Origin of the sequence: Hafnia psychrotolerans (assembly GCF_014639435.1) — a bacterium.
Classification (GTDB): domain Bacteria; phylum Pseudomonadota; class Gammaproteobacteria; order Enterobacterales; family Enterobacteriaceae; genus Ewingella; species Ewingella psychrotolerans.
This window is the reverse complement of sequence record NZ_BMFZ01000003.1, coordinates 165,047-180,156: the sequence shown is the minus strand read 5'-3', so window position 1 is coordinate 180,156 and position 15,110 is coordinate 165,047. Positions and strand designations below refer to the sequence as shown.

The 15,110-nt window shown below is 49.6% G+C and carries 13 protein-coding genes; 10 read left to right on the top strand and 3 right to left on the bottom strand.

Features of this window, described 5'->3' with window-relative positions:
• Positions 1–384: 384 nt before the first annotated feature.
• The 3 genes from topA to acnA all read left to right on the top strand — a co-directional run bounded on the left by topA (position 385) and on the right by acnA (position 7,243).
• Positions 385–2,985 carry a type I DNA topoisomerase gene (gene topA / locus IEV89_RS06645; RefSeq protein WP_188471734.1) on the top strand — a complete coding sequence of 867 codons (2,601 nt, stop codon included), beginning with the start codon at positions 385–387 and terminating at the stop codon, positions 2,983–2,985.
• 327 nt (positions 2,986–3,312) lie between these two features.
• Positions 3,313–4,287 carry an HTH-type transcriptional regulator CysB gene (gene cysB, locus IEV89_RS06640; RefSeq protein WP_188471732.1) on the top strand — a complete coding sequence of 325 codons (975 nt, stop codon included), beginning with the start codon at positions 3,313–3,315 and terminating at the stop codon, positions 4,285–4,287.
• A 280-nt stretch (positions 4,288–4,567) separates the two neighbouring features.
• Positions 4,568–7,243, top strand: a complete 2,676-nt coding sequence (acnA, locus tag IEV89_RS06635; protein ID WP_188471725.1) for an aconitate hydratase AcnA — start codon at positions 4,568–4,570, stop codon at positions 7,241–7,243.
• A 95-nt stretch (positions 7,244–7,338) separates the two neighbouring features.
• Here the strand turns inward: acnA and ribA are convergent, their stop codons facing one another.
• Positions 7,339–7,929 (bottom strand): GTP cyclohydrolase II, encoded by a 591-nt coding sequence (gene ribA, locus IEV89_RS06630; RefSeq protein ID WP_188471723.1) that lies wholly within the window; start codon positions 7,927–7,929, stop codon positions 7,339–7,341.
• Positions 7,930–8,287: 358 nt separating this feature from the next.
• Here ribA and pgpB point away from each other — a divergent pair, with 358 nt between their 5' ends.
• From pgpB to lapB, 3 genes are all read left to right on the top strand, one after another.
• A complete protein-coding gene (gene pgpB / locus IEV89_RS06625) occupies positions 8,288–9,058 on the top strand; it encodes a phosphatidylglycerophosphatase B (RefSeq protein WP_188471721.1) in 771 nt (256 codons plus the stop codon).
• A gap of 271 nt (positions 9,059–9,329) precedes the next feature.
• Entirely contained in the window at positions 9,330–9,641 is a 312-nt protein-coding gene (locus tag IEV89_RS06620) for a LapA family protein (protein ID WP_188471719.1), read from the top strand.
• Between the two features lie 6 nt (positions 9,642–9,647).
• Positions 9,648–10,817, top strand: a complete 1,170-nt coding sequence (lapB, locus tag IEV89_RS06615; protein WP_188471717.1) for a lipopolysaccharide assembly protein LapB — start codon at positions 9,648–9,650, stop codon at positions 10,815–10,817.
• 151 nt (positions 10,818–10,968) lie between these two features.
• On the opposite strand, the gene IEV89_RS06610 is transcribed toward lapB, so the two are convergent.
• Entirely contained in the window at positions 10,969–11,250 is a 282-nt protein-coding gene (locus IEV89_RS06610) for an Arc family DNA-binding protein (RefSeq protein WP_188471715.1), read from the bottom strand.
• A gap of 191 nt (positions 11,251–11,441) precedes the next feature.
• Here IEV89_RS06610 and pyrF point away from each other — a divergent pair, with 191 nt between their 5' ends.
• Together pyrF and yciH are read left to right on the top strand one after the other, a co-directional pair.
• The gene (gene pyrF, locus IEV89_RS06605) at positions 11,442–12,170 is read left to right on the top strand and encodes an orotidine-5'-phosphate decarboxylase (protein WP_188471713.1); all 729 of its coding nucleotides are present in this window, start codon (positions 11,442–11,444) and stop codon (positions 12,168–12,170) included.
• Between the two features lie 11 nt (positions 12,171–12,181).
• Positions 12,182–12,511, top strand: coding sequence for a stress response translation initiation inhibitor YciH (gene yciH / locus IEV89_RS06600; RefSeq protein WP_188471711.1), 330 nt, complete (start codon positions 12,182–12,184; stop codon positions 12,509–12,511).
• A 187-nt stretch (positions 12,512–12,698) separates the two neighbouring features.
• Here yciH and osmB read toward each other — a convergent pair whose 3' ends face one another.
• On the bottom strand, positions 12,699–12,905 hold the full coding sequence (gene osmB / locus IEV89_RS06595; RefSeq protein WP_188472404.1) for an osmotically-inducible lipoprotein OsmB: 207 nt from the start codon (positions 12,903–12,905) through the stop codon (positions 12,699–12,701).
• A 364-nt stretch (positions 12,906–13,269) separates the two neighbouring features.
• Here osmB and araD point away from each other — a divergent pair, with 364 nt between their 5' ends.
• Positions 13,270–13,965 (top strand): L-ribulose-5-phosphate 4-epimerase, encoded by a 696-nt coding sequence (araD, locus tag IEV89_RS06590; RefSeq protein WP_188471709.1) that lies wholly within the window; start codon positions 13,270–13,272, stop codon positions 13,963–13,965.
• 96 nt (positions 13,966–14,061) lie between these two features.
• Complete coding sequence (gene fsa, locus IEV89_RS06585; protein ID WP_188471707.1) at positions 14,062–14,727, top strand: fructose-6-phosphate aldolase; 666 nt, start codon at positions 14,062–14,064, stop codon at positions 14,725–14,727.
• Positions 14,728–15,110 lie beyond the last annotated feature (383 nt).

Here is a 15,110-nt window from a genome sequence, read left to right as displayed (position 1 = left end):
AACCGCAAATCTGCTAAGGTTATGCAAAATTACAATCGTGTAAATTTTGTACTTGTTGGCTAAAAGCACATTAACGTGCTAATTAAGTTGCGTGGCAATTTTTATCAGGTAGAGTGTGGGATTTTGTGGCTTTAGGTGGAATGTTTTGTTTACGTTTGTTCACTTTACGCTATCGTGAAACGAATTCCTTTGTGCGGTTTTTCCGTGCAAACTTACGAAAAATCAGTGAATTGTGCCTACGAAAGTCAGTTTGAGCGGCGTTTGAAAGAAAAGTGTTGACCTCCTGACTCACTGCCGCAATATAAAAAAAGACGTTACATTGTGCCGCGGCATAACAAGTTAAAATCTTCTTCAACAGAAGCACAAATTAGGTAAAAGGTAATTATGGGCAAAGCTCTCGTAATAGTTGAGTCCCCGGCAAAAGCCAAAACGATTAATAAATATTTAGGCAATGACTACGTGGTTAAGTCCAGCGTTGGTCATATCCGCGATTTACCGACCAGTGGTTCCACCGCTAAAAAAACTGCCAGCTCAACCGAAGAAAAGCCAAAGAAAAAAGTAAAAAAGGATGAGAAAACTGCGCTAGTTAATCGCATGGGCGTTGATCCATTCCACGGTTGGGAAGCCCAATACGAAATACTCCCGGGTAAAGAAAAAGTTGTTGCTGAGTTAAAAGCGTTAGCCGAAAAAGCCGACCATATCTATCTCGCGACCGACCTTGACCGCGAAGGAGAGGCGATTGCCTGGCATTTGCGTGAAGTGATTGGTGGTGATGAAAAACGTTTTAGCCGCGTAGTGTTTAACGAAATCACCAAGAACGCGATTCAGAGCGCGTTTAAACAACCTGGCGAACTGAATATTGACCGAGTTAATGCACAGCAGGCGCGTCGATTTATGGACCGCGTTGTGGGTTATATGGTCTCGCCATTGTTGTGGAAAAAGATTGCCCGTGGTCTTTCCGCTGGTCGTGTTCAGTCTGTGGCTGTACGTCTGGTGGTGGAGCGCGAAAAAGATATCAAAGCTTTTGTGCCGGAAGAGTACTGGGAGCTGCATGCAGATTTGCTGGCGAACAAAGACACCGCGTTGCAAATGGAAGTCACGCATCACCTTGAGAAACCGTTTAAACCGGTCAATAAAGAACAAACGCATGCAGCCGTTTCGTTGCTTGAAAAAGCGCGTTACACCGTGGTGGATCGTGAAGATAAGCCGACCAGCAGCAAGCCAGGCGCACCCTTTATTACTTCCACACTGCAACAGGCTGCCAGTACGCGTCTGAGCTTTGGTGTGAAGAAAACCATGATGATGGCACAGCGTCTGTATGAAGCGGGTCATATCACCTATATGCGTACTGATTCTACGAATCTGAGTCAGGATGCGGTGGAAATGGTGCGGGGGTATATCGGTGATAATTTCGGCGAAAAATACTTGCCGAAAGCCCCTTTGCAGTACAGCAACAAAGAGAATTCGCAAGAAGCGCACGAAGCGATTCGTCCTTCTGATGTCGCCGTGGTCTCCGAGCAACTGAGCGATATGGAAGCGGACGCACAGCGTTTGTATCAGCTGATTTGGCGTCAGTTTGTTGCCTGTCAGATGACACCAGCACAGTACGATTCCACGACGCTGACCGTGAAAGCGGCAGACTACTCGCTGCGCGCTAAAGGCCGTACTTTACGATTTGACGGCTGGACCAAAGTTATGCCAGCGTTGCGTAAAGGCGATGAAGATCGTGTGCTGCCTGTGATTGAAATCGGTACCGAGCTGAGCCTGCAGCAATTGCTGCCCACTCAGCACTTCACTAAACCGCCTGCGCGTTTCAGTGAGGCGTCTCTGGTGAAAGAGCTCGAAAAACGGGGTATTGGCCGTCCGTCTACTTATGCGTCGATCATTTCGACCATTCAGGACCGTGGTTATGTTCATGTCGAGAACCGTCGTTTCTACGCTGAAAAAATGGGCGAAATCGTTACTGACCGCCTTGAAGACAACTTCCGCGAACTGATGAATTACGACTTTACCGCCCGAATGGAAGATGGCCTCGATCAGGTCGCTAACAACAAAGCGGAATGGAAAACGGTACTGGATGAGTTTTTCACCCAGTTCAGCCATCAGTTGGAGATTGCCGAAAAAGATCCTGAAGAGGGCGGTATGCGCCCAAATCAGATGGTATTGACCAGCATCGAATGCCCGACCTGTGGCCGCCCGATGGGTATCCGTACCGCGAGCACCGGTGTCTTCCTCGGTTGTTCCGGCTATGCATTACCGCCAAAAGAGCGCTGTAAAACCACCATTAACCTGATTGCTGATGCCGAAATTCTGAATGTGCTGGAAGGTGACGAAGCCGAAACCAACGCACTGCGAGCCAAACGTCGCTGCGAAAAATGCGGCACGGCAATGGACAGCTACCTGATCGATAACCAGCGTAAATTGCATGTCTGTGGTAATAACCCAGAGTGTGATGGCTACGAAATCGAGCAGGGCGAATTCCGCATCAAAGGCTATGACGGCCCGATCGTCGAGTGCGATAAATGTGGTTCTGAGATGCACCTGAAAATGGGGCGTTTCGGGAAATATATGGGTTGTACCAATGACGAGTGCAAGAACACCCGCAAGATATTACGCAACGGCGATGTAGCGCCACCGAAAGAAGATCCGGTGCCGTTACCTGAATTGCAGTGCGAAAGATCCGATGCGTACTTTGTTCTGCGCGATGGCGCAGCGGGTGTCTTCCTTGCGGCTAATACTTTCCCTAAGTCGCGTGAAACCCGTGCGCCTTTGGTGGAAGAGTTAGCCCGTTTTAAAGATCGTTTGCCGGAAAAACTCAGCTATTTGGCTGATGCCCCACAAACTGATCCAGAGGGTAATAAGGCAATGGTGCGCTTTAGCCGCAAGACCAAGCAACAGTATGTCTCTTCCGAGAAAGAAGATGGCAAGGCCAGTGGCTGGTCAGCGTTTTACGTTGACGGAAAATGGGTCGAAGGAAAAAAATAAGCCTATTATTTTAAGTCGGCCCCAAACCTGCAGAAAACCAGCTCATTGAGCTGGTTTTTTTATTGCATTAAGATCTATCATCGAGACCAGTTAGTACTTTTTATCCGAAGCCGTGCGAGGTTTGTTACTTTGCTGGGTGCTTTTGTTCGACTATACATCGATGAAACAATCGATATAATCGTTATATAAAATTTATTTTTATGCTTAATTATTATTAATAATAACGTACCCGTAAAAAATTTTGCATGAAGAGTCATTTCCAAACCTATAAACCGCAGGGTGGACAGGGGTGGTCGATAGGGTTAATCAACTGGGATGGTGTAACCGATGAAATTGCAGCAACTACGCTACATCGTTGAGGTTGTTAATCACAATCTCAACGTCTCCTCTACGGCTGAAGGCCTTTATACTTCGCAACCCGGTATCAGTAAGCAAGTCCGTATGTTGGAAGACGAGCTGGGTGTCCAGATTTTTGCGCGCAGTGGTAAACACCTGACGCAAGTGACGCCCGCAGGGCTGGAAATTATCCGTATCGCCCGCGAAGTCCTGTCGAAAGTGGATGCCATCAAGGCCGTTGCCGGTGAACATACTTATCCGGATAAAGGCTCGCTTTATGTAGCCACTACCCATACTCAGGCGCGTTATGCCCTGCCAAACGTCATCAAAGGCTTCATAGAGCGTTATCCACGTGTTTCCCTGCATATGCATCAGGGTTCGCCGACGCAAATCGCTGAGGCGGTTTCAAAGGGGAATGCGGACTTTGCCATCGCGACCGAAGCTCTGCATCTCTACGATGACCTGGTCATGCTGCCGTGCTATCACTGGAACCGGACCGTTGTAGTTCAGCCGGATCACCCATTGGCGGGTAAGGCTAAAGTCACCATCGAAGAGTTGGCTGCTTTCCCCATCGTCACTTACACCTTCGGCTTTACTGGTCGTTCTGAGCTCGACACCGCTTTTAACCGTGCGGGCCTGACTCCTCATATCGTCTTTACCGCGACTGATGCCGACGTGATCAAAACCTATGTGCGTCTCGGCTTGGGGGTTGGCGTGATTGCCAGCATGGCAATAGACCCAATACAAGATCCGGATCTGGTCACCGTCGATGTCCGCGATATTTTCACCTACAGCACCACCAAGATCGGCTTTCGTCGCAGTACATTCTTGCGCAGCTACATGTATGACTTCATTCAGCGTTTTGCACCGCATTTGACTCGTGATGTCGTCGATGCCGCTGTTGCACTGCGTTCAAATGAAGATATCGAAGCGATGTTCAAGGACATAAAACTGCCAGTGAAATGATTTAACGTTAAATCATCATTCTTCCCGGTCAGTAAACATTTCAATCCCGAGCGCCATCACCATCACGGCGGTTGGGATTTTTTTATCTGTTCATACTCGCACTCAATAGCGAAGCACAATGGCTTGAACACTTTGTGTTGTTATCAGAATGTTAATCATATTTTGTGTTATGTTTAAGAGTGGACTCATACACTGTCAGGTTATTATATAGACCCTATTGACTGACAACCCATTGAAGTAAAAGTAGTCTGAAAGATAAGCGTGATAATAAGGAGAAGCTATGTCGTCCGATCTTCGAAAGAATAGTCAGGATAAGCTGGCAGCCCTCGATAAGGAATATCACTATTACAGCCTGCCGAAAGCGGCACAAAAGCTGGGTGACATTCAACGCCTGCCTAAATCCCTCAAAGTCCTGTTCGAAAACCTACTGCGTAACATTGATGGTGACACCGTCACTGAAGACGACTTGCGAGCGCTTGTCGACTGGCAGCAAACAGGGCATGCCGATCGTGAAATTGCCTACCGTCCTGCTCGCGTACTGATGCAGGATTTCACTGGCGTTCCCGCCGTGGTCGATCTCGCCGCCATGCGCCAGGCGGTAAAGCGTCTGGGCGGCAATGTTGAACAGGTTAACCCGCTGACTCCTGTCGATTTAGTGATTGACCATTCAGTCACCGTTGATGAATACGGTGATAACCAAGCGTTTGACGAGAATGTCCGTCTGGAAATGGAGCGTAACCATGAACGCTATATATTCCTGCGCTGGGGGCAAAAAGCGTTCAACCGTTTTCGCGTCGTACCACCGGGCACCGGCATATGTCATCAGGTAAACCTCGAGTATCTGGGTCAAACGGTATGGCATGAAGACATCGACGATAAAACCATAGCCTATCCCGATACCTTAGTCGGCACCGACTCCCATACCACCATGATCAACGGCCTCGGCATCCTGGGCTGGGGAGTCGGCGGAATCGAAGCCGAAGCGGCCATGCTGGGTCAGCCGGTATCCATGCTGATACCTGACGTGGTCGGTTTCAAACTCACGGGTAAGCTCAGCGAAGGAATCACCGCTACCGACCTGGTGCTGACAGTTACCCAGATGCTGCGTAAGCATGGTGTTGTGGGCAAATTTGTCGAATTTTATGGTGATGGTCTGGCGGACTTGCCGTTGGCAGATCGTGCGACTATCGCCAATATGTCACCGGAATTTGGCGCTACCTGCGGCTTTTTCCCGGTTGACGAAGTGACATTGAGCTATATGAAGCTCAGCGGGCGTAGCGACGAGCAAATCGCGTTGGTTGAAGCCTACAGCCAGGCGCAAGGCCTGTGGCGACATGAAGGTGACGAGCCGATATTTACCAGCTCGCTGGAGTTGAATATGGCGCGGGTAGAATCTAGCCTTGCGGGACCGAAACGCCCGCAAGACCGCGTTGCACTGCCTAACGTACCTGATGCGTTCAACGCAGCCACCGAGCTCGAAATTGGCAATGCCAAAGGCACGCAGACGCAGTCTGAAAGCTTTACCCTTGACGGGCAGCATCATCAGTTGACTACCGGTGCCGTCGTCATTGCTGCTATTACCTCTTGTACTAACACGTCTAACCCGAGTGTGTTGATGGCTGCCGGACTACTGGCTAAGAATGCCGCTGAAAAAGGCCTGACTAGCAAGCCATGGGTGAAAACCTCACTGGCGCCTGGCTCCAAAGTCGTGACTGAGTACCTCAACGCCGCCGGACTGATGCCGTATCTGGAAAAGCTGGGTTTCAATCTGGTAGGTTACGGGTGTACCACCTGCATTGGTAACTCCGGGCCGCTGGCCGATCCCATCGAAGCTGCGATAAAAGAGGGCGATCTTACCGTCGGTGCCGTGCTCTCGGGTAACCGTAACTTCGAAGGTCGTATTCACCCGCTGATCAAAACCAACTGGCTGGCATCACCACCGCTGGTGGTTGCCTATGCGCTGGCAGGCAATATGAAAGTGGACCTGACGCATGACTCGCTCGGCGAAGGTCTGGATGGACAACCGGTCTATCTGAAAGATATCTGGCCTTCGTCGAACGATATTGCCAAAGCGGTGGAGCAGGTGAAAACCGACATGTTCCACCGGGAGTACGCTGAGGTATTCAATGGTGATGCGAACTGGCAGGCCATTCAGGTCGATGGCACGCCAACCTATACATGGCAGGAAGATTCCACCTATATTCGCCATCCGCCATTCTTTAGCGATATGAAAGCCGAACCGGATGCCGTCGAGGATATCTGCGATGCACGGATTCTGGCGATCCTGGCTGATTCGGTAACGACCGACCATATCTCCCCAGCGGGTAACATCAAAGCGGAAAGCCCTGCTGGTCGCTATCTGACTCAACATGGTGTTGAGCCAAAAGCGTTTAACTCCTACGGTTCGCGCCGTGGTAACCATGAAGTGATGATGCGCGGTACTTTTGCTAACATTCGTATCCGCAACGAAATGGTCCCAGGAGTGGAAGGGGGCTTTACGCGGCATATTCCTTCGCAGGAACAGATGGCAATTTATGATGCAGCGATGCGCTACCAACATGAGAGCGTACCGACAGCTGTGATTGCCGGTAAAGAATATGGCTCAGGCTCCAGCCGTGACTGGGCGGCGAAAGGGCCACGTCTGCTGGGTGTGCGAGTCGTGATTGCCGAATCTTTCGAGCGTATTCACCGTTCGAACCTTATTGGGATGGGTATTCTTCCTCTGGAGTTCCCGCAGGGAGTGACACGCAAAACCCTGAAACTGACCGGTGATGAAACCATCAGTGTCAGCGGCATGCAGTCTCTAAAACCCGGACAGACGGTACCTGTACTCATTACTTTTGCCGATGGTCATACCGAAAGTGTCGAAGCCCGTTGCCGTATCGATACAGGCAACGAGCTGACCTACTTCGAAAACGGTGGTATTTTGCACTATGTGATCCGTAAAATGCTGTGATCGGCAAAATACAGAGAAGCATGAATTGCGAAACAGCCAAATTGAAGGCATAAAAAAGGCACCTAAACGGTGCCTTTGGTCTTTATTGATAGAGGTTACTGACCAAGGAGATGACCCATCTTCGCGGCTTTGGTCGCCAGGTAGCGCTCATTCTTCGGGTTTTTGCCCACGATAAGCGGAACACGTTCGACAATATTGATGCCAGCTTCGCTCAGGATCTCGACTTTTCTTGGATTATTGGTCAGCAGCCGCACAGCCTGTACACCCAGCAGTTTATACATATCGGCACACAGGGTGAAGTCACGCTCATCAGCGGCGAAACCCAACTGATGATTGGCTTCTACGGTGTCATAACCTTGGTCCTGCAACGCATAGGCGCGGATTTTATTCAGCATACCGATATTACGGCCTTCCTGACGGTGATAAATCAGGATCCCACGGCCCTCTTCAGCAATGTGATTGAGTGCCGCTTCCAACTGAAAACCACAGTCACAACGCAGGCTGAATAATGCATCACCTGTCAGACACTCGGAATGAACGCGCGACAGTACTGGCATATCACCGGTGATATCGCCGAAAACTAATGCCAGATGATCGTGACCTGTTGCCAGCTCTTCAAATCCCACCATCAGGAAATCGCCCCATGGTGTAGGCAGTTTGGCTTCTGCCACTCTTTTCAGCTGCATTTTATGCTCCGTTACTCTTCGTTCTTCAAGCTGCAGCGGTGTTAGCTACTTTCATTTACCCGAATCACAGGCCCGAATGAGGTGAGTATTGTTTATTAACGTTTAGTATTTTATTCGCTGTTGCGCATCCTACGTTCAGATGCTGGAATTGACCAGCACAAAAGCTTTTGCATGCATAATTGACAACAATTAAGGCACTATTCTGCCATAAAACCGTCGACTCTTTAGCCTGAATATTTGAATCGAACTTTCAAATATTATGAGGCTTATCCGTTTCTTCAACGGGGATTTGTTATCGGATGTGAAGGCGTTACAAGATTGCTACACTGCCGCTCTTTGACTTTTTTTGAGGGTGTCCATGTACCATATTGTTAGGCGTGTCATTATCGGTATGCTCATTTTATTCGCTATGCCCGCTATGGTATGGGCCAGTGGTTGGCTATGGACCCCCGGTCTGAATCCGTTGATCCTTCGTCCGTTTTTTTGGGTGACTGAAACCGTCAGCAGACCTTGGGGGATCCTCACCACTATCATCCTGTGCGCGTGGTTCCTGTGGTGCCTGCGCTTTCGCTTTAAAGCAGCAGTGGCGCTGGTGATTATTCTGGCTGCTGCCATTCTGGTCGGCCAGTACGTAAAAGATGTCATTAAAGGGCAAGTGAAAGAACCAAGACCCTATGTGGCTTGGCTTGGGACTTCCCATGAAATGGATGTGCTTGAGTTTTATGCCATGAAGGGCAAGGCGCGAGGCCATGAGGTTAAGGCGCTGATTGGTGATGATGCCGGCTTGCCACACTGGCTGAAGAAAAGCTGGCAAAATGATACTGGATACGCGTTTCCTTCTGGGCACACCATGTTTGCTGCCACTTGGGCGCTGTTGGCGCTGGGGCTTCTATGGCCACGTCGCCATTTCAAAACAGTGATTTTTATGATGAGTTGGGCGGTGATCGTTATGGGTAGCCGTCTGATGCTTGGTATGCATTGGCCGCGTGATTTAATGGCATCAGTGGGAATAAGCGGCATACTGGTGATGCTCGCGTGCTGGCTGACTGAACGTTTTATTGGTCCGCTGACGCCTCCGGCGGTGGAAGAGCAGGAAATCGCCCAGCGCGATGCCGATGGGATAAAATAACCGGTGTGATATTCCGGTTTGACACCGTGCCAGATCGGCACGCCCTTTTAAATCAAGGCAGTTGCCCCCATATCTCATGGGTAGGCCATCGATATCAGGCCCGGATATGAATTGAAATCAGCTTCGTGACATGTTTATCCGAACTTTCTCCGAAGTGTGTTTTATCCGTTCTGAGTATTTCCATGCTTTGTGCGGAAATGCTAACTTATTAGGTCAGGACGTGTGTTTTTGGCATAATTCATCCGGTACATCCGGCATTACAGGAATGAATGTGAAATATTTGCTAATTTTTTTGCTTATGCTGGTCGTTGTGGTCATCTCCATCACCCTCGGTGCCCATAACGACCAAGTAGTAACCTTCAACTATTTGTTGGCACAGGGTGATTACCGTGTTTCCACCTTGCTTGCTGTGCTGTTCGCTACCGGTTTCATACTGGGTTGGGTCATTTGTGGCTTGTTCTATTTGCGAGTGCGGCTTTCGCTTGGGCGTGCCCAGCGTAAAATTAAGCGTCTGGAACAACAAATCGCGCCAGTACCTGCGGTGGTTACCCCCGTCGTGCCTTCCGCCGCCAGCAAGGAATAATCCTTTATGTTAGAGCTGCTGTTTCTGTTGTTGCCCGTTGCGGCCGCCTATGGCTGGTACATGGGGCGCAGAAGTTCTCAGCAGGATAAACAGGAAAGTGCCAACCGTCTGTCGCGTGAATACGTTGCGGGCGTTAACTTCTTACTGTCTAACCAGCAAGATAAAGCCGTCGACCTGTTTCTCGAAATGCTTAAAGAGGACAGCAGCACCGTCGAGGCTCATTTAACTCTGGGCAATCTATTCCGATCCCGTGGTGAGGTCGACCGCGCTATCCGAATCCATCAGTCGTTGATGGAGAGTGCCTCGCTGACGTTTGATCAGCGTTTGCTGGCCGTACAGCAACTGGGCCGTGATTACATGGCTGCGGGGCTGTATGACCGTGCTGAAGATATGTTTAACCAACTGGTGAAAGAGCAGGACTATCAGTTGTTCGCGCTGGAACAACTGCTCATTATCCATCAGGCGACCAGCGACTGGCAGAATGCGATAGAGGTTGCCGAACGTTTGGTTAAGCTCGGTAAAGACAATCGGCGCAAAGAGATTGCCCATTTTTGGTGTGAACTGGCGTTGCAGGCGATGGCCTCGGATGATCTGGATAAAGCCACAGGCTTACTTAAGAAAGCCGCCTCATCCGATAAACTCTGTGCCCGGGTTTCAATCATGCAGGGTCGTATCCTGATGGCTCAGGGTGAATATGCTAAAGCCGCCGACGCGCTAAAACGCGTGCTTGAGCAAGACAAAGAAGTGGTCAGCGAAACGCTGGATATGCTGCAAGAGTGCTACCAGCACCTTGGCGAGCAACAGGCCTGGGCTGAGTTTCTCAAACGTTGTGTGGATGAAAACACGGGTGCTAGCGCGGAGTTGATGTTGGCAGAGATTATTCAGTTGGACGAGGGCCGTGAAGTGGCACAAGTCTATATGAACCGACAGCTACAGCGGCATCCTACCATGCGGGTGTTCCATCACCTGATGGACTACCATCTGCTCGATGCAGAAGAGGGGCGAGCGAAAGAGAGCCTGATGTTGCTACGCGACATGGTAGGCGAGCAGATCCGTACAAAACCGCGCTATCGGTGTCATAAATGTGGTTTTACCGCGCATTCCCTTTATTGGCATTGTCCATCTTGCCGGGCGTGGGCGACGGTCAAGCCGATCCGTGGCCTTGATGGCCAATAAATTTCCTCTTCATACTTCGAGCCCTATCAGTGTCGGCTTCCGTTGGGTGCCCCAGTCACTGACTTGAGTCAGGTCCTGGGGACTTACACGGTTGATGTCTTAGTATGACTAGAGTGATTTAGAGGAAATAATTTGGGCGCTAAGCTTAAAGCTATTTTTTCTTACTGATAGTTTTTCGAACAGAAGCGAGCAGGGTACGCAGTTTCTTTAGCTCTTTTTGTGTCAGTGCCGGTTCGGTATTTTCGCTGGTGTGCTGGTTATCGATATCATGTTCGTTGGCTTTTTCGCTTTTCTTCTCCTTGTGACTAAAACTCTCTTCCAGACGTGTGCAGACTTCAACGCTCAGTGAATGTTCTGCCTCGGCGGCGGCAGCACGGATCTGTTCTTTTAATTCCACAGGAATTTTGATAGTCAGGGTGGATATCTCACTCATTTTGCTCTATTTCCTTCAGCTTAAAACTCCACGCTATGCCACGCTGATTACGGCGTCTAGAGGGTCATAAAAAATTCACGAAAATGTAACATTACATGCGGCTAGGATTTGCAACGGATGACGGGTAAAATATTGGCGGCAGAAAATGCCAGACGGCAATAATCCCTGAACACAAACAAGAGGTTGACGAAATGAAGTCTGAAAATAACAACTATAACAAGGACTTAAAATCTTCGCCGATTGTTGTCGCACTCGACTACGCTGATAAGTCCGCGGCGCTGGCCTTTGCTGATCGTATCGATCCCTGTGATTGTCGTCTAAAAGTTGGCAAAGAGATGTTTACTCACTTTGGCCCGCAAATTGTCAAAGATCTGCAATCGCGTGGTTTTGAGGTGTTTTTGGATCTGAAATTCCACGATATCCCGAATACCACGGCGCATGCGGTAGCCGCTGCGGCGGAGCTGGGTGTGTGGATGGTCAACGTCCATGCCAGCGGCGGAGTGCGAATGATGACGGCAGCTAAAGAGGCGCTAAGTTCTTTCGGTAGTGATGCCCCTTTACTGATTGCGGTTACTGTGCTGACCAGCATGGAAAAGAGTGACTTAGCCGATTTAGGTATCCCGCTTTCTCCTGCTGATTACGCAGAACGTCTGGCGAGTCTTGCGCACAATTGTGGCCTTGATGGCGTTGTCTGTTCTGCGCAGGAGGCTACTCGTCTCAAAGCGACACTAGGGCAAGACTTTAAACTGGTCACCCCAGGTATTCGCCCCTTGGGTAGCCAGGCCGACGATCAGCGTCGTGTGATGACACCCCAGCAAGCGCTGGCCAACGGCGTTGATTACATGGTGATTGGCCGTCCAATAACTCAGTCAACTGATCCGGCGCAAACCTTGCGTGATATCCGTGCATCTTTGCGTTAAGGCGAACTCATATGAGAAATGACAGCAACAGCCGCCTGGTGTACTCCACGGATTCCGGCAGAATTGAGCCATCCAAAACGAAAGCGGAACGCCCTAAAGGTGATGGTATTGTGCGCATTCAACGGCAAACCAGCGGCCGTAAAGGTAAGGGTGTTTGCCTGATCTTAGGGCTAAGTCTTGATGATGCGGCATTGGACAAACTGGCCGCAGAGCTGAAAAAAAAATGTGGCTGTGGAGGCTCGGTCAAAGAGGGGGTCATCGAAATTCAGGGTGACAAGCGGGAATTACTGAAGCAACTTCTCGAAGAGAAAGGGCATAAAGTTAAGCTCACAGGGGGTTAATACCTTGCGCAGAGGGAATAATACCGGTCATTGCGTTTGAAAAATGCTGCTTGCTTCTCGAAGCAGCATTTTTTAATAATCGGTTCGTTGTCTTAAACGAAAAGAGGTAAATAAAGAAAGACCTGAAAGTACTGCAAATAACTTTTTTAGTTTTTAACCTTTATTCTATTTCATCTTTCTTTAGCCACTATTTACTCACCTGATGACCGACAATCCCACCAACGGCAGCACCGCCCAATGTACCTAGGGTACTGCCATCAGTCAGCACAGCACCACCTAACGCACCTGCACCCGCGCCAATAGCGGTATTACGGTCGCGTTTGGACCAGTTGCTACAGGCACTGACTGACATCGCCAAAGTCAAAACCAGTGCAACACTGCCAATACGTTTCATTGTACAACTTGAAAATGTCATCATGATAACTCTCCTTAAGAACGATTAGCGCTCATACTCACGGTTAAGTATAGGTAATAATCGATAATTCACTTCTTATCTGGGCGCAACATCGACCCGTTAGAATAAAAGTAGTGGAATTCGCATTTATTCACTAGGTGAATAGTCTTAATTCGCTTTTATGGCCCTGCTTAATGGCACGTTAATCTCACTCCGTATTTATTCTTCCTGCGCTTCTCAGCGCTTTAGCCGACAAACTTGCGGTTGTAGCAGAACCTTACGCACTCTTTAGCTATTTTCCCCATACCTGACAGCCGATTCCACCCAGAGAATAAAGGAAACGTCGACTACTAAGAGATATCTGATGCTCAAGCAACTTAAAGAACAGGTCTTGCACGCCAATCTGGCGCTGCCAAAACACCATCTGGTTACCTTTACCTGGGGGAACGTCAGCGCGGTTGACCGACAGCAGGGACTGATGGTGATTAAACCGTCGGGCGTTGAATACGAAAATATGCACCTTGATGACATGGTGGTGGTCGAACTGGAGACCGGAAAAGTGGTGGAAGGCAGTAAAAAACCGTCATCGGATACCGACACCCATCGGGTACTTTATCTTAATTTCGCTGACGCGGGCGGTATCGTGCATACCCATTCGCGGCATGCCACTATCTGGGCTCAGGCCGGTAAAGACATTCCTGCGTGGGGCACGACGCACGCTGACTATTTCTACGGCAATATCCCCTGTACCCGAAAAATGACCGAGGCAGAGATCGCCGGGCGTTATGAGTGGGAAACGGGGGAAGTGATCGTCAAAACTTTTGCCGAGCGGCAGCTGTCGGCACGCGATGTTCCTGCCATCTTGGTACACTCACATGGGCCATTTGCGTGGGGAAAAGATGCTGAGACCGCCGTGCATAATGCGGTAGTGCTGGAGGAAGTTGCTTACATGGGGATCTTCTCCCGCCAATTGACGCCAGACCTTGCCGATATGCAGCCGCAATTGCTGGATAAACACTTTTTACGCAAACACGGTAAAAATGCCTACTATGGCCAGTAAGGTCTTGTAATTTTTATGACTCTTGACAAAAACTGAGCCTGAAAGAAGAGTATCTTTGATACATTGCATTTGCCCACAGGTTCTAAGGAGAGAGTTATGGAATTATATCTGGACACTGCCGATGTCAGCGCGGTAAAACGCCTGTCGCGTATTTTGCCATTGCAGGGCGTGACAACCAATCCAAGCATCGTCGCCAAAGAGCGCAAATCATTATGGGAAATCCTACCTGCACTGCGGGATGCTTTGGGCGGTACGGGAAAACTCTTTGCGCAGGTGCTGGCGGCTGATGCTGAACAGATGGTGGCTGAAGCCGTCCTGATGACCCAGCGTGTACCGGGCTTGGTGGTCAAAATACCCGCGACGGCAGAAGGATTGGCTGCGATCAAAAAACTCAAACTGATGAACATTCCAACGCTCGGAACGGCAGTTTACGGTGCGGGTCAGGGATTGCTCTCGGCGCTGGCGGGAGCCGAATACGTTGCGCCTTATGTTAACCGCTTAGACGCGCAGGGCGGAGACGGCATTGCGATGGTGACTGAACTACAAACGCTGCTGCGTCTGCATGTGCCCGGGAGCAAAGTCCTGGCCGCCAGTTTCCGTACCCCTCGTCAAGCCGTAGATTGCCTGCTGGCTGGGTGTCAGTCCATCACTTTGCCCGTGGATGTGGCAGAACAGTTTCTGGGGACACCAGCCGTCATTGCCGCTGTCGCGAAGTTTGATGAGGATTGGCAACAGGCCTTCGGAACCTGCTCGCTGAATTAACATCAGTACTCTCTTTCTTTTTTGCCTAAACCTGCACCGGCCTTCCCGATGCGGGTTTTTTTACGTCATCAATTCCACTCCTGCCCACTAACCCTACCAAATAACGCCTAAAAATCTGGTCACTGCTCATGATTGAAATTCAGCGTTTTATTTAAATAAAACCAATGAACCATTAAAAAAGAAACAACGTTTCATTTATATGCATTGGATCACTTTCATAAGCCCCTTAAATAGATATCTTAGCGACCATTGAGTTCGTTTATGAGACATCATCGGCAGTTAAATCAATCGGAAACGGCACTTCATACAATCAGTTATTGTTGTTTAACAACAGCTTGCAGGGCCTTGCATCCAGGTTTCTGCTAATGAGCATAAAAACCAGG

Excerpts from the sequence above, each read along its gene's own strand:
- osmB (WP_188472404.1), bottom strand. The coding sequence starts at position 12,905 with ATGAAACGTATTGGCAGTGTTGCACTGGTTTTGACTTTGGCGATGTCA.
- yciH (WP_188471711.1), top strand. The coding sequence starts at position 12,182 with ATGAGAAATGACAGCAACAGCCGCCTGGTGTACTCCACGGATTCCGGC.
- acnA (WP_188471725.1), top strand. The coding sequence starts at position 4,568 with ATGTCGTCCGATCTTCGAAAGAATAGTCAGGATAAGCTGGCAGCCCTC.
- pgpB (WP_188471721.1), top strand. The coding sequence starts at position 8,288 with ATGTACCATATTGTTAGGCGTGTCATTATCGGTATGCTCATTTTATTC.
- araD (WP_188471709.1), top strand. The coding sequence starts at position 13,270 with ATGCTCAAGCAACTTAAAGAACAGGTCTTGCACGCCAATCTGGCGCTG.
- cysB (WP_188471732.1), top strand. The coding sequence starts at position 3,313 with ATGAAATTGCAGCAACTACGCTACATCGTTGAGGTTGTTAATCACAAT.
- ribA (WP_188471723.1), bottom strand. The coding sequence starts at position 7,929 with ATGCAGCTGAAAAGAGTGGCAGAAGCCAAACTGCCTACACCATGGGGC.
- IEV89_RS06610 (WP_188471715.1), bottom strand. The coding sequence starts at position 11,250 with ATGAGTGAGATATCCACCCTGACTATCAAAATTCCTGTGGAATTAAAA.
- topA (WP_188471734.1), top strand. The coding sequence starts at position 385 with ATGGGCAAAGCTCTCGTAATAGTTGAGTCCCCGGCAAAAGCCAAAACG.
- fsa (WP_188471707.1), top strand. The coding sequence starts at position 14,062 with ATGGAATTATATCTGGACACTGCCGATGTCAGCGCGGTAAAACGCCTG.
- lapB (WP_188471717.1), top strand. The coding sequence starts at position 9,648 with ATGTTAGAGCTGCTGTTTCTGTTGTTGCCCGTTGCGGCCGCCTATGGC.
- pyrF (WP_188471713.1), top strand. The coding sequence starts at position 11,442 with ATGAAGTCTGAAAATAACAACTATAACAAGGACTTAAAATCTTCGCCG.